Below are 17230 nucleotides of genomic sequence, written 5' to 3' on the forward strand. Positions count from 1 at the left end.
AGATAAAAGAAGCCCCTTTCGCAGCTGCGAAAGGGGCTTCTTTTTGATTTATGAGTCGGCTTTAAATCAGCTTATCGGGGGTGATGGGCAGCTCCCGCACCCGCTTGCCGGTGGCGTTGAACACGGCATTGGCAATGGCCGGTGCTACGCCGATAATGGCTATTTCGCCAATACCCTTCGTACCCAGGGCATTCACGTGGGGGTCGGGCTGGTTGACGAAGGCTACTTCCACGGCTGGCGAATCGGCGTGCACGGGCACGTGGTAGTCGGCAAAGTCCTTGGTGACGTAGCGCCCAAACCGGTCGTCGATGTGGGCTGCCTCCATCAGGGCCATGCCGATACCGCCCACGGCCCCGCCCTTCATCTGGTTGCCGGCCGTTTTCTCATTCACGATAGTCCCGGCATCAGCGCAGGAAACCAGCTTGCTCACGCGCACTTCTCCGGTCAGCTCATGCACCCGCACCTCGGCAAAATGCACCGAAAACGAGTACATGGAATACTGCTGGCCTTCCGGGCCGGGGCGGGCTTCCACCGTCACGGCTTTGTCACCGCCCTGCTTGATCAGGTCGGCGTAAGCCACGCGGGTGGCGGGGTTGCTGCTTAACGCCAGGTAGCCATCGGTTAGGGTCACGTCTTCTTTTTTAGCGGAAGCAAAGGCAGGGTTGCCGGCCCCAGCCAGGCCGCGCAGCTTGTCTTTCAGGGCTAGGCAGGCTTCCTGCGTGGCTGGCCCTACGCTGTTTACCGTGGAGGAGCCGCCCTGGGTGCCGGCCTTGGGAAACGAGGAGTTGCCGAGCTCAAACCGGATTTTCTTGGGGTCCAGCCCTAGCGTGTCGGCCGCAATCTGCGTCATCACGGTGCCGGTGCCCGGGCCAATGTCGGTGGTGGCACACTGCAGCAGCACGGTGCCATTTGCCAGCAGCTGGGCTCCTACGGTGGCCGCTCCGCGGTGCGCGCCAAACGTGCCCACGCCCATGCCGTAGCCGATGAGCCACTCCCCGTCGCGCAGGGAGCCGGGCTTGAGCTGGCGCTTGCTCCAGCCAACCCGCTCGGCCCCCAGCTGGTAGCACTCCTTCAGAAACTTAGTGCTCCAGGGCTTGCCGTTTTCCGGGTCCTTGTCGGTGTAGTTGCGCAGGCGGAACTCCAGGGGGTCCAGGTTCAGCATATGCGCCATTTCATCCATAGCCGACTCCAGCGCAAAGGCCCCGGTAGCCTCACCCGGGCCGCGCATCCAGATGGGCGAACATACGTCCAGCGAAACCAGGCGGTAGCGCGTCGTCACGTTGGGGGCCTGGTACATCATCCGCGTCTGGGCCAGGGTCGACTCAGTGAACTCCTCGTAGTTGGAGGTTTGCCCGATGGATTCGTGGGTAATGGCCGTGATTTTGCCGTCGGGGGTGGCGCTCATGCCCAGCTTCTGCCAGGTGTAGGGCCGGTAGCCTACGTTGGTAAACATCTGCTCCCGGGTCAGCATCAGCTTTACCGGCCGGTTGACCACCTTGGCGGCAATAATGGCCGCCGACTCGTGGGGCCAGCTGTGCAGGGCGTTGCCGAAAGCCCCGCCCACGAAGGTGGCAATGACTTTCACGTTTTCCTCGGGCAGGTTCCACTCCTTGGCGAAGTCGCGACGGGTGGCCATGGTGCCCTGGGTTTTGTCGTAAATCGTGAGCTTATCAGCAGCCTCCCAGTGGGCCGTAATGGCCTGCAATTCCATGGGATGGTGTACTTCCGTGGGAATGACGTACTCACTTTCCAGCTTGATAGCGCCCAACTTATAAGCATCAGCCTGGCCGCGCTGGTAGTCGTTCATGGGGTGCTTGGGGTTCTTCTTGGCCGCCGTGGGCAGGAAGGCTTCCGAGGCACCGGCCTCAAGGTTGGTTTTGTGCTTTTCCGGGGCGTATTGTCCCTTCACCAGCCGGGCCGCGTGCCGGGCCCGCTCCCAGCTGTCGGCCACCACTACGGCAATGGGCTGGTCGCTGTAGTGAATTTTGTCGTCCTTGAAAATTTTCAGGGGCCCGCCCACCGTAGCCGGCTGCGAGGGGTCTTTGCCCGCGGTATCAAAGCCCGGAACCTTAGGCGAGTTGAAGTGGGTGATAACGGCCAGCACGCCCGGGGCCCGCTCGGCGGCTTTGGCATCGACGCCGGTAAGACGGCCCTTAGCAATGGTACTGCCCACCAGCACCGCGTAGGCCATGTTGGGCAGCTCGTACTCGGCCGAGTATTTAGCCGCGCCGGTTACTTTCAGGTGGCCATCCACCCGGTTCATCGGCGCCCCGATCTGCTTGTTTTGCGCTTGCTCTTTCATAGAAAATCAGGGTTAGGCAGCCGAAGCAGCCGTTCGCAGGGCCTGCACAATGGTGTTAGGCCCAAGCTTGATCTTGTAGGCATTGTGCTTGAATGCCTTGGCCCCTTGCATGGCTACTTCCGCCGCCTGCCGGAAGGTATCTTCGGTGGCGGGCTTGCCCACCAGCAGCTGCTCGGCAGCCGTGAGGCGCCAGGGCTTGTGCGCCACCCCGCCCATGGCCAGCCGCGCCGCCTTGATGGTGTTGTTTTCAATGTCGAGGGCAGCGGCTACCGAGAGCAGGGCAAAGGCGTAAGAGGCCCGCTCCCGTACTTTCTGGTAGTGCACGTATTTGGTAAAAGGCCCATCGGGCACGTCCACGGCCGTTATCAGCTCACCTTTCTCCAGGTTGGTGTCTTTCTCCGGGGTGTCGCCGGGCAGGCGGTGGAAGTCGATAAACGGAATGCGCCGCTCCCCTTTTGGACCGCTTACCAGCACGGTAGCATCCAGGGCTACTAAGGCTACGCTCATGTCGGAGGGGTGCACGGCAATGCACTTGTCGCTAAAGCCGAAGATGGCGTGCATGCGGTTGATGCCTTCCAACGCACCGCAGCCCGAGCCCGGCTCCCGCTTGTTGCAGGGCATGGCCAGGTCGTAGAAATACGAGCAGCGGGTGCGCTGCAGCATATTGCCGCCCACGGTAGCCATGTTGCGCAGCTGGGCCGAAGCCCCGGCGTTCAGGGCCTGGGCCAGCAGCGGCTGCCGCTCCCGCACCTGCTTGTCGTCGGCCACCGTGGAGTTCAAAGCCAGGGCCCCGATGCGCAGCTTGCCCGGGTCGGCGTCGATGCGGGCCAGGGGCAGGCGGTTGATGTCGACCAGCTTCTGGGGCGTGGCGATGCCGCGCTTCATGAGGTCTACCAGGTTGGTGCCGCCGGCAATAAAGGTGGCATTCGGGTCCTTGGCTACGGCATCGATGGCGGCCTGCTGCTTGCTGGGGCGCACGTATTGAAACTGGTTCATACCTTCTGTCCTCCGTTTTTCACTTCCTGAATGGCTGCCACAATGTTGGAGTAGGCCCCGCACCGGCAAATGTTGCCGCTCATGTACTCCCGGATTTCGGCCTCCGAGCCGGCGTGACCTTCGCGCACGCAAGCCACGGCCGACATAATCTGGCCTGGGGTGCAGTAGCCGCACTGGAAACCGTCGTGCTTCACGAAGGCCTCCTGCATAGGATGCAGCTTGTCACCCTCAGCCAACCCCTCGATGGTAGTGATTTTCTTGCCTTCGTGCATCACGGCAAAGCTCAGGCAGCTGTTTACCCGCTGCCCATCTATGTGTACCGTGCAGGCCCCGCACTGCCCGTAGTCGCAGCCTTTCTTGGTGCCAGTGAGGTGTAGGTTTTCGCGCAGCAAGTCCAGCAGCGTGGTGCGCGGCTCCACCGAGAGCTTGTGCTTTACCCCGTTCACTTCCAGCTTCAGGGGCACTTTTTCGAAGGCCGCGGCTACTTTTTCATCCAGCTCGTTGGTAGCGGCCTGTACCACGGGCCCGGGCACGAAGGTCAATGCCGTCAGCAGCGACGACTGTTTGAGGAAGGTGCGGCGGCTTTCGTCGTGGCCGGTCGGCTGTTCCAGGTCGGGAGGAAGAGACATAAGAAGAAAGGATATAACGGAAGAAGGCCAGATGCTTTTGGACCCGCGTCGGGTGGGGCTGGTTATTACCGACTGACCCACCCACCGGCTGCCACGGACAATAAAGTTAGTTAAGGCGGGAAAAGATTTGCCGACCCAAACTAACAAGGAAATTACCGGTACCAGGCCGCGCTGATACGTATACGGGAAGTTCACACCGGAGGCGCGAAGAAACAACGGAAAAATGCGGCGGAAGGTAAGCGGGCGGACAGGGCAACTTAACGGTGGCCTACCCGCAGGGCTGTAGGGCCTGGCCTCGAGGGCAACTGGCGCATCCTATCCAGGGCGGCCCGGCACGGGGGCCGAATGCCTTATGCAACGTTTCGGCAGAAATGCCGCTCCTAGCTATGGGTTAACGCCCGTTCCATAGAGCTAGCACCCGTATTTTCCAACTTTCCCTCCTTACCACGATGAAATTACCGAAAGCTTTGCTAGGTGCCATGCTCGTTGGCATTACGGTGCACGCTACTGGCTGCGCCAAGAAAGGCACGCCCGAACCGGCGGGCGAAAAAGTAAGCAAGGACGGCAAAGAAGTCCCCCAACTGCCCGATAATTGCCCGGCCTGCGGACGCGGCTAAAAGCGTTGGCCCCGCCCCCGCCGTTATGACTAAGCCGCCGACCATTTTTGCTGCCCTTGCCCTTAACCTGGACGCAGATATGCTGGCAGCAGCTTTCCCTTTACTGGCCGATGGGGCCATTGGCGCGCTGGAATGGTCTTTTGATGCGCTATCAGGAGCAAACACACCGGTGTGGTTTACGGAGCTGTTGCATGCTTTTAGCAAAGAGCAGCGGCTAATTGGGCATGGCGTGTTTTTTTCGCTGCTTTCAGCCCGCTGGACCACCGAGCAGCAGCAATGGCTCCAGCGTCTCAACCAATTGGCGCGGCAATTTTCCTTCGACCACGTTACCGAGCATTTTGGCTTTTTCACGGGCCAGAACTTCCACTCCGGGGCGCCCTTACCCGTTCCCTATACGCCGGCCACCCTCCGGCTCGGGCAGGATCGGCTGTGCCGGATCAGCGAAGCCTGCAGCTGTCCGGCAGGACTTGAAAATCTGGCCTTTGCGTATTCCCTGGAAGAAGTAACACGCCACGGTGAGTTCCTGGATAAGCTGCTGACCCCGGTTAATGGGTTTCTCATCCTGGATTTGCACAATCTTTACTGTCAGCTCCACAATTTCTCTATTTCCTACGAGGAGCTTATCGCACTTTACCCCCTGGAAAAGGTGCGGGAAATTCATATTTCGGGCGGCAGCTGGGCGGATTCTTCCCTATTGCCCGACAAAAAGATCCGCCGCGACACCCACGACGATGCTGTCCCGGACGAGGTGTTTTCTCTGCTAAAGGCAACCATGCCCCGGTGCCCGCATCTGAAATACGTGGTCCTGGAGCAGCTAGGTAATGGCTTGCAAACTGAGCACAGCCAAACCCGCTTTCGCCAGGATTTTCTGCGGATGCAAAAGCTGGTTGCCCAGCAAAATCAGGAGTCGAAACCGACAGATTACCACTTCCTCCCCCGGCAGCCCGTTGTTTCCGGACCCGTCGAAGAAGATGTCCGGCTATATGCTCAACAGCAACAGCTTTCTCACATCCTCGAAACGGCCCATTCCTACGAGGAAGCCCACCAGCGGCTGCTTTTGTCGTCTTTGGCCCAATCGGAATGGCAAATCGAGCAGTGGGCACCTTATATGCTGGAAACGGCGCTGGGTATTGCCCAGAAGTGGCAGCTTAAGCCCAGTTGATCCATAAAGCTACTCCAGCCGCTGTGCTGACCGATCTTTTGCACGCTGCCACAGCCCAAGGCCAAGGCGCCATTGGCAAATCCGCTATGCCGCTGCTGAAGTAGAAATGGCCGGGGGTATGCCCACTGCCTGCATGACGTGGAAAACCACCAGATCCCGACTAATCATCTTCTCTCTCAGAGGCAGCGTCATCAGGTAGCGGTCGGCTACGTAATGAATAGCCTGCGAGGGGCCCAACACCTGCCAGCCCAAGCGGCTGATAGTAACTGAAGTAAGTATTTGATCAGCCAGTCGGAATTCAAATACCAACGACTCGGCATTCGGGTTTTGTAAAGCGACGAACAAGGCGGGTCGAACAACCATCATTACCATCTATATTAGTTATCATATGCAATATACTAATTTTGTTAGCAATTATCTGCTGCCTTCATCAATTGTTGCGCATGATCCTGCACGGACGCCTCTTCTGTGGTAGTGCTTGTCCAGTGCCTGCTTGTTCAGCTTTATGCCATAACGGTCATTAATCTTCAGCCCTTAGCCAACTTCCTCTAGAGTCCAGGCAACGATTATATTCTGCATTTCCGTTAGCTTCCGCTCGAATTGCCTGCATATCCTTTATCATAGCCTGGCCCATGGAGTATCTGCACTTGCTTGCCCTTGTCCTGATTGGTTTTGTGGCTGTTATTCACCTCTATATTCTGTGGCTAGAAATGTTTGCTTGGACCACCCGCGGCCCTAAAGTATTTCGCAACATTCCGGCCTCATTATTTCCGGCCACCCGGGTATTGGCTGCTAACCAAGGATTATACAATGGTTTTCTGGCGGCCGGGCTGGTTTGGTCGCTCTTCATTCCCGACTCTTCCTGGCAGCGGTATGTGGCCAGCTTCTTTCTCGGCTGCGTGGCCATAGCCGGGCTCTATGGAGCGGCCACCGCCAGCCACCGCATTCTGTATGTGCAGACGCTGCCAGCGGCGCTGGGGCTGCTCCTGTTGGCGCTGACAAACTAACGCTCAAGGTCCTGGCTGTTTGCCGGGGCCATCAATTGCGCAGCCCCCAACCTTTCATTTGCCGCATTTATGATGCCTGCCCTTCCCTACGTCTCCCCTGCTTTTGTTTCGCTGACGTACCAGGCCGGGCAGCATGTAGCCTTGCAATGGAAGCTGTCCGACGGGTCAGAACCTGAGCTCAAAGCACTGTATACATATGTTTTGCAGGTGATGATAGCCCAGCGGGCTCCCCGCCTTTTGAGCGACCATCGCCTACGGCCCCCTCTGTCCATGAGCTTGCAGCACTGGCTGCAAACGGAATGGATTCCTCAGGCAATTCGCGAGGCCCGTTACAGCCATTGTGCCATCGTGGAAAGCAGCAATCCTATTGGCCGGCTGGCGGCCCGAGCCATCGGGATGGCCGTGAACCCTGCCCTGGCAGTTCAATACTTTCAAACCTCAGAAGAGGCTGCTGCTTGGCTGCGGCAAGCCCCGCCAGCGCGGTAGCCTCCAACCAGAACGGATCCGGAGTACCTGCTACACCTTATTCTGCTTGCGAGGAAGGGAGCCGTGTGTATTACTTTGCCTTTTTTGCCGGATCGACGCAGGGCCAATGCAATATTTACTTCTAACTGATTAAAAGACACTTACTGTAACATAAGCTGGTTTTTCGATGGATTGGCCATCGTATACCGGTAAAGCAACGGGAGTATACTTCGCTGGGACTTCCCCAACTTTGCTCGTAGGCAACTGGTCGCATTGCCTGTAGAACCAAAGTTTTTGTAACTGCTTATCTGCGTAGAGATGTAGCGCGGCAGCAGACGCTTGTTTTCATTATGCGCACAAAAATACGCCGCCAGGCCCGGCGGATGAAGATCATCGTGTACCAGGAAACACTCTTTGACTACAAAGAGCATTTGTGGACGTTTCTGGGTGCTTTCGTGGGAATTGGAATTATCGGTTTGCTCAACCGTCACCGCCTCCCCACGGATGCGCCTTTGCTGATTGGTTCGTTTGGAGCGTCTTCGGTCCTGGTGTACGGGGTCATCAATAGTCCGCTGGCCCAGCCGCGCAACCTGCTCGGCGGCCATGTACTGAGTGCCTTTATTGGCGTGACGCTGTACCGCTGCATGCCGCAGGAGCTGTGGCTGGCGGCGGCCCTGGCCGTGTCTCTTTCCATTGTGGGCATGCAAATAACCAAGACGCTGCACCCGCCCGGTGGGGCTACGGCACTGATTGCCGTTATTGGCTCGCCCCAACTGAAGGCGCTGGGGTACAGTTACGTGTTCATGCCTGTGCTGTCGGGGGCGGTGGTACTGCTGCTGGTAGCGCTGGTGTTCAACAACCTTTCCCCCACGCGCCATTACCCTACCAACAAGCATTGGTATAGAATCTGGCAGCGCCGGTACTATGTGAAGGCCCTTAAGCGGCTAATAAATCAATAGTAGACTATTGTTCAGCACTTTATCGAATATTTTTAATCTTGACCCGGGCGGCGCTTAGCTTTACCAGCAATTTCTCGGGTAACAAAGTATTACTTTGCCTTGGTGTCAGTGTACTACTTATCAAAAGCTTCATCCGCAAGCCTGCGACCGAAGAGGCGGGAGCTGCAGCGGGGCCTCTATGACCGATTAGACTCCTGAAAAGGCCTCTCGTTCTTTCTACCTGCTACCGCTTAGGCGCAAAGCACTATTCCCATAGTTACAGCGCCTCTTACGAAGTAGGCGGCATATGTGAGACACGGTAGAGCGGTCAGCAGTACTTTTAACTATAGCGCAATCACTCAGCACCATCTCCTATGGGTCGGCTCCTTTTTCTACTCTGCATCACTAGCTTCTGACCGCTGCCCACCGTCTCAGCCCAGCAGGCGTCACCAGCCGCAGTTACCGCGGAGCCGATGTACAGGGTAGCGCTGGTAAGTACAAAGAACATAGCTGGTATCTGCTAATTGGTTCTATACGACGGACTAACCCCCAATCCTAAAGGGAAGAAGTACCAGAAGAATGGGCGAACCCGAGAGGTTGCAGCCGAAGCAGACGAGCTAGACTTCCTATACAACCAAGGGTGGGAAGTGCTGCCCAATGGCTTGGCAGAGGGCGGGCCTGGTCTGCACCATTATATGCTTAAGCGCCGCAACCAATAATCCTTCTTGTTATGCAGCTTCCTTGCGCTCAACGCCAGAAATTTCGTTGGCTGCTCGGACTGCTTTGGATGCTCTATTTTCTCCTGCTTGGGCAGGGCCTACTCTTTGAGTGGGTCTTACCCCACGGCCAACTGGAAAGCTATGATGCATGGATGAGGTACCAGCAGTGGCAATTGGGGTGGCAACGCGGTGCCTGTCTCCTAGCACTGAGCCTACTCCTAGCAGCCGTTTGTGCTTATCGTAAAATACCGCAAGTCTATTCTGACTATGAATGGCAATATGCGCTAGCCCGCTACCTCACCTTTTTGCTGATGCTGATGCTGAGTATATGGTTGGTTGCCGCTTTTTGTGTTCCAGGAGGCTTCATGCTAGGTTGACTATAGCAGGTTGGCGTTATAATCACCGTAGTATATAGACACAAAAAAAGCCGCCCCACCCGGAACGGCTTTTTTTGTAGAAAACTAGCTCTATTCGTGTTAAAGGGGCTTTGTCCGAATTTGGGTGGCTATTTGGGTGGCTAGCCTACCCGAACGGCACTGGGTTTATTGCTTCACCACCCTCACCTGGGCGGGGCAACCATTGATGACCAAGCGCACGATGTAGAGCCCGGCGGGCCAGCCGCCTAGCTCGGGCACGACTAGCTTGGCGGGGCCAGCCGGGGCGCTGACCAGCCGGCGAAGCAGCACGCGGCCGGTGATGTCGGTCAGGGTCAGGGGCGCGGCCACCAGCGGGGCGGCCGAGCTGAAGTCCAACGTGAGGACAGCCCCGCTGCCCAGCGGCACAGGCGCTGCCCGCAGGCTAGTGGCGCGGGCCGAGAAAGTGGGCAGGCTCAACGGCAGCGAACCGTCGCGGCCTTCAATGAGGAGCGGGTCGGGGCTGAAGTAGGGTTCGCCGAGTTGGCCCTCACTGTTCTTACCCCAGGCCCAGAGCGTGCCGTCTTGCTGGATGGCCACGGTATGATAACCGCCCGCCGCTACACTCTTCCAGTCAGTAGCTGTGCCCACTTGCAGGGGAACTGTACGCTGGATGTCGGTGCCGTCGCCGAGCTGGCCCTCGATGTTCCTACCCCAGGCCCAGAGCGTTCCATCCTGCTGGATGGCCACGGTTTGGGACTTCCCCGCCGCCACGCTCTTCCAGTTAGTGGCCGTGCCTATTTGCACAGGGGCGTTGCGCTGGACACCGAAGGTGCCGTCGCCGAGCTGGCTGTCGTGGTTGTCGCCCCAAGCCCAGAGCGTGCCATCAGTGCGCACGGACACAGTGTGGGAGTTCCCCGCCGCCACGCTCTTCCAGTTAGTGGCCGTGTCTATTTGCACAGGGACGTTGCGCTGGCCACCAGTAGTGCCGTCGCCGAGCTGACCGTAGACGTTGCTCCCCCAGGCCCAGCGCGTACCGTCTTGCTGGATGGCCACGGTATGATAATCGCCCGCCGCCACGCTCTGCCAGGTGGTGGCCGCGCTTACTTGCACGGGAACCCAGCGTAGGGTGGTGGTGCCGTCGCCGAGCTGGCCGAAGACGTTCCTACCCCAGGCCCAGAGCGTGCCGTCTTGCTGGATGGCCACGGTATGATGACCGCCCGCCGCTACACTCTTCCAGGTGGTGGCTGTGCCTACCCGCACGGGGGCGTTACGCTGGGTGAGGGTGCCGTCGCCGAGCTGGCCCTGGATGTTAGCACCCCAGGCCCAGAGCGTGCCGTCGCTGCGCACAGCCACGGTATAGTAACTGCCCGCCGCCACGCTCACCCAGTTGGTAGCTGAGCCTACTTGCACGGGAACCCAGCGTAGGGTGGTGGTAGCCTCGCCTAGCTGGCCATAGGAGTTGTCGCCCCAGGCCCAGAGCGTGCCGTCTTGGCGAATGGCCACGGTATGAGCGATGCCCGCCGACACGCTGGCCCAGGTGGTAGCTGTGCCGATACGCTCCGGGTAGAGTTGGGTACTAGGCAGCAACTGTGTGCTGCCTACTTGGCCAGATGAGTTGCTCCCCCAAGCCCAGAGCGTGCCATCGGTGTGCACGGCCACAGTGTAGTACCGACCCGCCGCCACGCTGGCCCAGTTAGTGGCCGTGCCCACTTGCACGGGGCTTGGGGTGTTCAGGGCGAGGGTGCCGTCGCCGAGCTGGCCGTAGAGGTTGCTCCCCCAGGCCCAGCGTGTGCCATCTTGCTGAATGGCCATGGTGTGGTCATAGCCCGCCGCCACGCTCTTCCAGGTAGTGGCGGTGCCCACTTGAACAGGGGAACTCCGGTTGATGGCGGTGCCGTCGCCGAGTTGGGCGTCGATGTTGCTACCCCAGGCCCAGAGCGTGCCGTCGGTGCGCACGGCTACGGTGTGGCCATAGCCTGCCGACACGCTGGCCCAGGTGGTCTCCGTGCCCACTTGTACAGGAGCATTCCGGTTGATGGCGGTGCCGTCGCCGAGTTGACCACTTGTATTTAAGCCCCAAGCCCAGAGCGTGCCGTCGGTGCGCACGGCTACGGTGTGGCCATAGCCTGCCGACACGCTGGCCCAGGTGGTCTCCGTGCCCACTTGTACAGGAGCCCTGCGCGAGGCAACGGTGCCATCACCGAGCTGGCCGTTTTTGTTATAGCCCCAGGCCCAGAGCGTGCCATCTTGCTGAATGGCCATGGTGTTGTATGCGCCCGACGACACGCTCTTCCAGGTAGTAGCCGTGCCTACTTGCACAGGCACGCTGTGCAGGGAGGCAGTGCCCTCGCCGCGCTGGCCCTGGGTGTTATCACCCCAGGCCCAGAGCGTGCCATCTTGCTGAATGGCCATGGTGTGGGCACGTCCCGCCGACACGCTCACCCAGGTAGTGGCTGTTCCTACCCGCACGGGGGCACTCCGGTTGACGGTGGTGCCGTCGCCAAGTTGACCGCGTGTATTCAAGCCCCAGGCCCAGAGCGTGCCATTGGCGTAGATGCTGAGGGTATGCTCATCGCCGGCGGCAAATTGCTGGGCCTGGGCCGGAGCGGCGAGAGCCAGCAGCCCCAGCAGCGCTGATAGCCACTGGCCCGCCCACCTACCGCGTGTAAGCAAGGAAGTCAGCAGCGAAGTCGGCCCGAAAAGGCGCGACGCGGCCTGCGGGGCCACCAAGAAAGAATAGTGCATGTAAGCAATCGGGAGTGCCACGTCCCAGGGAAAGGCTGAGACGAGCGCGTTGCCGCTGGTGGTCCCGTATACTTTAACTACAATCGAATAAGCTGACCAAGATACAGCTTGCTGAGGTTCTTCTTGCAAAAGAGTCGTTTGAGCAGTTCAATGCTGTCCATGTAATATTTCTTGAATCATTGAATCGAGGATGCCAGCAATATCTTATTCATGTCAGGGCGACGTCCTGACATGACACTCCGTTAATATGCGCTTTCAGTGCTGTTTTTGGTAGTCACCGTGCGGTATAGACACAAAAAAAGCCGCCCCACCCGGAACGGCTTTTTCGAAATCGAGACCGAAGAAAATTCCCACCCAACTTCGGTTCGATTCTGGCGCTGGACTCTAGTGCCGGAACAACAGTTCGCGGTACTTTACCAGGGGCCAGTCCTCATCGGCCACCATCAGCTCCAGCTTATCCACGGAGCGGCGGATGGTGTCGAAATGTGATTTGACAGTGTCGCAGTAGGCAATAGCCCGCTCACGCGTGTCTTCAATTTTGTTGGCCACTTTACGGGCATCAATCATCTGCTCCACTTGGGTTTTGATGGTGTTGATGTGCCGCGAAATAGCTTTGATCGTATCTACGGTTACCTGAGCCGTGTCGTCGTCGAGGCCCAGCTCGCGCAGGCCGCGCACGTTGTTCACCAGCTTGGTCTGGTATGCAACCGCCGTGGGGATGATATGGTTCACGGCGAGGTCACCCATTACGCGACTTTCGATCTGGATTTTCTTCATGTAGTCCTCCAGCAGAATCTCGTGGCGGGCGTGCAGCTCTACCTGCGAGAAGATGCCGTGACGCTCAAACAGGGCCGCTGCCTCTTCCGTCACCAGCGCATCCAGGGCGTGGGGCGTAGTGGGGATGTTGGCCAGACCCCGACGGGCGGCCTCTTCCTTCCACTCATCGGAGTAGCCATTGCCCTCGAAGCGGATGTCCTTGGAGCTGATAACGTACTCGCGCAGCACCTCTACGATGGCCACTTCTTTTTTCTTGCCCTGCTCGATCAGCGCATCCACTTTCGTTTTGAAGTCAATCAGCTGCTCGGCTACAATGGCGTTGAGCACCGTCATGGCCGAAGAGCAGTTAGCCGAAGAGCCCACGGCGCGCAGCTCGAACTTGTTGCCGGTGAAGGCAAACGGCGAGGTGCGGTTACGGTCCGTATTGTCGAGGAGGATAGCGGGAATCTTATCGATGCCCAGCTTGAGGTAAATGTTGTCGCCCTTATCCAGGGGAACTTTGGCGGTGCGCTCCAGTTCGTCCAGCACCGAATCCAGCATCGAGCCTACGAATACCGACATGATAGCCGGCGGGGCTTCGTTAGCCCCCAGGCGGTGGTCGTTGGAAGCCGAGGCAATGGAAGCACGCAGCAGGTCGCCGTACGTATGCACCGCCTTAATGGTGGTGATGAAGAACGCCAGGAACTGCAGGTTTTCTTTGGGCCGCTTGCCGGGAGCGAGCAGGTTCACACCGGTATCGGTGCTCATAGCCCAGTTGTTGTGCTTGCCCGAGCCGTTTACGCCCGCAAAAGGCTTCTCGTGCAGCAGCACTTTGAAATTGTGCTTCTCGGCCACCTTGTCCATCAGGTCCATCAGGAGCTGGTTGTGGTCGATGGCCAGGTTGGCATCTTCAAAGGTAGGTGCGCACTCAAACTGGTGCGGGGCTACTTCGTTGTGGCGGGTACGCAGCGGAATGCCCAGCTTGTTGGCTTCTTCTTCGTAGTCCAGCATGAAGGCGTGCACCCGGGGCGGAATGGAGCCGAAGTAGTGGTCTTCCAGCTGCTGGCCTTTGGCCGGCGAGTGGCCGAATACCGTGCGGCCCGTCATCACCAGGTCAGGGCGGGCCGTGTGCAGAGCTTTGTCAACCAGGAAGTACTCCTGCTCGATGCCCAGCGTAGTGTTTACGCGCTGTACGTCTTTGTCGAAGTACTGGCACACATCCACAGCGGCCTTTTCCAGGGAAGCCAGCGACTTCAGCAAAGGTGCTTTGTAGTCGAGAGCTTCGCCGGTGTAGGCGACGAAGATGGTGGGAATGCACAGCGTCTTGGCACCGGCCGTTTCCAGGATAAAGGCGGGCGAGGTGGGGTCCCAGGCGGTGTAGCCGCGGGCCTCAAAGGTGTTGCGGATGCCGCCGTTCGGGAACGAGGAAGCATCGGGCTCCTGCTGCACCAGCGCCGAGCCTTTGAAGTTTTCTACGGGCCGGCCGTCGGAGTTCAGGTCAAAGAACGAGTCGTGCTTTTCGGCGGTGGCGCCGGTCAGGGGCTGGAACCAGTGCGTGTAGTGGGTAGCACCTTTGGCCATGGCCCAGGTTTTCATGGCTGAGGCTACGGCGTCGGCCACGGAGCGCTCCACGGGGGCTCCCTGCTTAATGGCTGACTGTAATTTCTTGAAGTACTCTCCCGGCATAGTCGCCCGCATGGCGTCGAGGTTAAACACGTTCTTGCCGAACGAGTCAGAGCGACGTTCACCGGAGGAAACCACCTCGACCGTCTTGCGCTGGTCGACTAATTCAAGAGCTTTAAATCTGAGAATGGCCATACAGTAGTTACGTGGAGGCTATGATGTATGAAGGCAAATGTAGATGACTGGCTTTCTCTTTTCCAAATACCCTTTCAAAATTTAAGGCATTTGTGTAAAAATCATTTGTTTTTTCTCGCATACCCCTCAAAAACCAATACCAATCTCCGATTTAACCAGTTAAAAAGCAACCCCTCCCGACTTCTTGATTAAGAAAGCATAGGCATTTGCAAATTCAGCACTAGTGAGCCCGCGGCGCAACTCCCGGGCCTGGGGTGTTACTTTTGGGGCGTGAAAAACCGCTTTGCGTTTCAGCCGCGCTACTTCCTGTTCTGGCTTTGTTTTTTCTTCCTGGCCAAACTGCTGTTTCTGGCTTACCAATTCCGGCTGGTGGCCCCTTTGTCAGCAGCTACGGTAGCTAACATTTTTTGGTATGGACTGCGGCTGGATGCCTCCGCTGCGGCTTATCTGTGTTTACCTGCCTTTCTGCTTTTTTTAGTCGACAGTCTGGCCGGACCGCGCTTTCCGCTGCAGCCCCTCCTGCGCTATATAACGAGCGTGGCGGTGCTGGTGGTGACGACGCTGACTATAGCGGACCTAGAACTGTACCAGGTCTGGGGCTTCCGCCTGGATGCTACCCCGCTACAGTATCTGAATACGCCCGCGGAAATGGCGGCCTCGGCGGGTGCGGCCCCCTGGGCCCTGCTGCTAGCGTTGTGGGCAGGCCTGCTGGCCGGCAGCTGGGGGCTTTACCAGCGGCTGATTGGCCGGCTCCCAGCCACCCCGGTTGCTTTCGGCCGCTGGCGGGCCCTCACAGTGAGTGTGCTGTACCTGGCCCTGGCAGTGGTGCCGCTACGGGGCGGGGTGCAGCAAATTCCCGTCAACCAGAGCGACGTATACTTTTCGCCGGTGCCCTTCGCCAACCACGCGGCGGTGAATATGGCCTGGAACGTGATGAACTCCCTACTGCAGCAAAACAGCACGGTAAACCCCTACCCCTACCTACCCGACAGCACCGCCACCCGCTTGGTCAGCCAGCTCTACCCGGCCGCTCGCCCGAAGGTAGCACCGCAGCAGCTCTTGACCACACCCCGGCCCAACGTACTGTTCATCATTCTGGAAAGCTTTACCAGCAAGTGGGTGGGCAGCCTGGGCGGTCAGGCGGGCACTACCCCTACCCTGGATAGCCTAGCCCGCACGGGGGTGTTGTTTTCCAACGTGTACGCAGCCGGCGACCGAAGCCAGAAGGGCCTCGTGGCCCTGCTCAGCGGGTATCCTAACCAGCCCACCACCAGCATTATCAAGTACCCGCGCAAAACGGAGCGGCTGCCCCACCTGGCCCGCTCCCTGGCGGCTGTTGGCTACTCTTCCCGGTACTACCACGGCGGCGAGCTGGCGTTTGCCAACATGAAAAGCTACCTCGTAGCGGCCGGCTACAACCAGCTCACGGAGCGCAGCGACTTTCGGGCCGCCGAGCAAAACTCGAAGTGGGGCGCCCACGACCACGTGCTGTTCCGCCGGATGCTGAGTGAGCTGCCCGCCCAACGCCAGCCCTTTTTCGTCACGGCTTTTACGCTGAGCAGCCACGAGCCTTTTGATGTGCCCATGGCTACCCGGTTTCGGGGGTCCGACGAAACCACTCGCTTCCGCAACTCGGTGTATTACACGGACCATGCGCTGGGGCAGTTTTTACGGGCAGCCCAGGAGCAGCCCTGGTGGGCCAATACTTTAGTTGTACTGGTAGCCGACCACGGGCATCCGTTGCCGGGCGGCACGCCAAATTACGCCCCGGCCAAGTTCCGAATACCGCTTATCCTAACCGGGGGCGCCCTGCGGGCCGAGGCCCGGGGGCAGGTTGTGGCCACGCTGGGGTCGCAGACAGATGTAGCGGCCACCCTGCTGGCTCAGCTGGCGCTGCCGACGGCCGCGTATCCTTTCAGCCGGAACCTACTGGCCGCCGACTCGACTTCGGCCTTTGCGTTTTACTGCTTCACTGATGGGTTTGGCTTCGTCACTCCGCGCGGGGTGGTTACGTTTGATAACGCGGCCCGGCAGGTAATTTCCCGCAGCCCCGGCGTCCCGGCCGCTCAGCTGCAACTGGGCAAGGCCTATCAGCAGGTTACTTTTGAGGACTTTCTGCGTAAATAACTGCTGACTGAATGGCCCAGCCCGAGCTGCTCTTTGTGTACAACGCGGATGCCGGGCTGCTGAATGGCCTACTGGATGCGGTTCATAAGGTCGTATCACCCGGCACGTATGCCTGCTCCCTGTGCGCCCTCACTTACGGCGCTACCAGCATGCGCCCCGAATGGCGCGAGTTCCTGCACCAGCTATCCGCCCGCACCACTTTTTTGCACCGTAATGAGCTTCCGCGACAATTTCCGGAGCTGGCAGCTGTTGCGTTGCCGGCCGTTTTCCGCCGACCTGTAGCTGGTTCCTGGCAACTACTGCTTGCCGCCCCCGAGTTGCAAGCCTTGGATTTGGCGGGTTTGATGCAAGCCCTGCAGGACAAACTCTACCTCCCGGCGGAATAAGCACCTACCGCTCTGACTACTGCCATAGGCTAAGTAAAATTTCGCAGGGTTTCCTACCCTGCTCGTCCAGGGCGTGAGCTAGGCTCCTAGGGAGTGTGGACAGTGGTCGTAGCTTAGCGGCATGCTACGCCGCCATGAATTAAGCGAACGGGAATGGAAATTGGTCGAACCGCACACTTTGGGTCGTCCGGGTACGGGTGGGGGCAC

The 17230-nt window shown here is 59.0% G+C and carries 13 protein-coding genes; 7 read left to right on the forward strand and 6 right to left on the reverse strand.

Annotated elements, in window-relative coordinates:
* Positions 1 to 61 precede the first annotated feature (61 nt).
* From FY528_RS19010 to FY528_RS19020, 3 genes are read right to left on the reverse strand one after another with little or no spacing between them, the layout of a single operon-like run.
* Positions 62 to 2302 (reverse strand): xanthine dehydrogenase family protein molybdopterin-binding subunit, encoded by a 2241-nt coding sequence (locus FY528_RS19010; protein WP_149072613.1) that lies wholly within the window; start codon positions 2300 to 2302, stop codon positions 62 to 64.
* Between the two features lie 12 nt (positions 2303 to 2314).
* Positions 2315 to 3298, reverse strand: a complete 984-nt coding sequence (locus FY528_RS19015) for an FAD binding domain-containing protein (RefSeq protein ID WP_149072614.1) — start codon at positions 3296 to 3298, stop codon at positions 2315 to 2317.
* A complete protein-coding gene (locus FY528_RS19020; RefSeq protein ID WP_149072615.1) occupies positions 3295 to 3927 on the reverse strand; it encodes a (2Fe-2S)-binding protein in 633 nt (210 codons plus the stop codon). Before FY528_RS19020 ends, FY528_RS19015 begins: the two co-directional genes overlap by 4 nt.
* A gap of 449 nt (positions 3928 to 4376) precedes the next feature.
* Between FY528_RS19020 and FY528_RS21350 the strand changes: the two genes are divergently transcribed.
* Together FY528_RS21350 and FY528_RS19025 are read left to right on the forward strand one after the other, a co-directional pair.
* Positions 4377 to 4544, forward strand: a complete 168-nt coding sequence (locus tag FY528_RS21350) for a chryseobasin-related MNIO class RiPP peptide (RefSeq protein WP_168679928.1) — start codon at positions 4377 to 4379, stop codon at positions 4542 to 4544.
* 25 nt (positions 4545 to 4569) lie between these two features.
* Complete coding sequence (locus FY528_RS19025; RefSeq protein WP_149072616.1) at positions 4570 to 5706, forward strand: multinuclear nonheme iron-dependent oxidase; 1137 nt, start codon at positions 4570 to 4572, stop codon at positions 5704 to 5706.
* Between the two features lie 84 nt (positions 5707 to 5790).
* On the opposite strand, the gene FY528_RS19030 is transcribed toward FY528_RS19025, so the two are convergent.
* Positions 5791 to 6072 carry a hypothetical protein gene (locus FY528_RS19030; RefSeq protein ID WP_149072617.1) on the reverse strand — a complete coding sequence of 94 codons (282 nt, stop codon included), beginning with the start codon at positions 6070 to 6072 and terminating at the stop codon, positions 5791 to 5793.
* 275 nt (positions 6073 to 6347) lie between these two features.
* Here FY528_RS19030 and FY528_RS19035 point away from each other — a divergent pair, with 275 nt between their 5' ends.
* From FY528_RS19035 to FY528_RS19045, 3 genes are all read left to right on the forward strand, one after another.
* Positions 6348 to 6713: a DUF1304 domain-containing protein gene (locus FY528_RS19035; protein WP_149072626.1), complete on the forward strand. Its 366-nt coding sequence runs from the start codon at positions 6348 to 6350 to the stop codon at positions 6711 to 6713.
* Positions 6714 to 6782: 69 nt separating this feature from the next.
* A complete protein-coding gene (locus FY528_RS19040; protein ID WP_149072618.1) occupies positions 6783 to 7199 on the forward strand; it encodes a hypothetical protein in 417 nt (138 codons plus the stop codon).
* A 329-nt stretch (positions 7200 to 7528) separates the two neighbouring features.
* The gene (locus FY528_RS19045) at positions 7529 to 8137 is read left to right on the forward strand and encodes an HPP family protein (protein ID WP_149072619.1); all 609 of its coding nucleotides are present in this window, start codon (positions 7529 to 7531) and stop codon (positions 8135 to 8137) included.
* Between the two features lie 1240 nt (positions 8138 to 9377).
* On the opposite strand, the gene FY528_RS19050 is transcribed toward FY528_RS19045, so the two are convergent.
* Both FY528_RS19050 and FY528_RS19055 read right to left on the reverse strand, forming a co-directional pair.
* Positions 9378 to 11936 (reverse strand): RCC1 domain-containing protein, encoded by a 2559-nt coding sequence (locus tag FY528_RS19050; protein WP_149072620.1) that lies wholly within the window; start codon positions 11934 to 11936, stop codon positions 9378 to 9380.
* Positions 11937 to 12320: 384 nt separating this feature from the next.
* Positions 12321 to 14510, reverse strand: a complete 2190-nt coding sequence (locus tag FY528_RS19055; RefSeq protein ID WP_149072621.1) for a glutamine synthetase III family protein — start codon at positions 14508 to 14510, stop codon at positions 12321 to 12323.
* Between the two features lie 270 nt (positions 14511 to 14780).
* Between FY528_RS19055 and FY528_RS19060 the strand changes: the two genes are divergently transcribed.
* Both FY528_RS19060 and FY528_RS19065 read left to right on the forward strand, forming a co-directional pair.
* The gene (locus FY528_RS19060; RefSeq protein WP_149072622.1) at positions 14781 to 16637 is read left to right on the forward strand and encodes an LTA synthase family protein; all 1857 of its coding nucleotides are present in this window, start codon (positions 14781 to 14783) and stop codon (positions 16635 to 16637) included.
* 11 nt (positions 16638 to 16648) lie between these two features.
* Complete coding sequence (locus FY528_RS19065; RefSeq protein ID WP_149072623.1) at positions 16649 to 17023, forward strand: hypothetical protein; 375 nt, start codon at positions 16649 to 16651, stop codon at positions 17021 to 17023.
* Positions 17024 to 17230: the final 207 nt, after the last annotated feature.

The organism is Hymenobacter lutimineralis (assembly GCF_008271285.1).
GTDB lineage: Bacteria > Bacteroidota > Bacteroidia > Cytophagales > Hymenobacteraceae > Hymenobacter > Hymenobacter lutimineralis.

Coding starts and splice junctions, on each gene's coding strand:
- FY528_RS19010 (WP_149072613.1), bottom strand. CDS start 2,302: ATGAAAGAGCAAGCGCAAAACAAGCAGATCGGGGCGCCGATGAACCGG.
- FY528_RS19015 (WP_149072614.1), bottom strand. CDS start 3,298: ATGAACCAGTTTCAATACGTGCGCCCCAGCAAGCAGCAGGCCGCCATC.
- FY528_RS19020 (WP_149072615.1), bottom strand. CDS start 3,927: ATGTCTCTTCCTCCCGACCTGGAACAGCCGACCGGCCACGACGAAAGC.
- FY528_RS21350 (WP_168679928.1), top strand. CDS start 4,377: ATGAAATTACCGAAAGCTTTGCTAGGTGCCATGCTCGTTGGCATTACG.
- FY528_RS19025 (WP_149072616.1), top strand. CDS start 4,570: ATGACTAAGCCGCCGACCATTTTTGCTGCCCTTGCCCTTAACCTGGAC.
- FY528_RS19030 (WP_149072617.1), bottom strand. CDS start 6,072: ATGATGGTTGTTCGACCCGCCTTGTTCGTCGCTTTACAAAACCCGAAT.
- FY528_RS19040 (WP_149072618.1), top strand. CDS start 6,783: ATGATGCCTGCCCTTCCCTACGTCTCCCCTGCTTTTGTTTCGCTGACG.
- FY528_RS19045 (WP_149072619.1), top strand. CDS start 7,529: ATGCGCACAAAAATACGCCGCCAGGCCCGGCGGATGAAGATCATCGTG.
- FY528_RS19050 (WP_149072620.1), bottom strand. CDS start 11,936: ATGCACTATTCTTTCTTGGTGGCCCCGCAGGCCGCGTCGCGCCTTTTC.
- FY528_RS19055 (WP_149072621.1), bottom strand. CDS start 14,510: ATGGCCATTCTCAGATTTAAAGCTCTTGAATTAGTCGACCAGCGCAAG.
- FY528_RS19065 (WP_149072623.1), top strand. CDS start 16,649: ATGGCCCAGCCCGAGCTGCTCTTTGTGTACAACGCGGATGCCGGGCTG.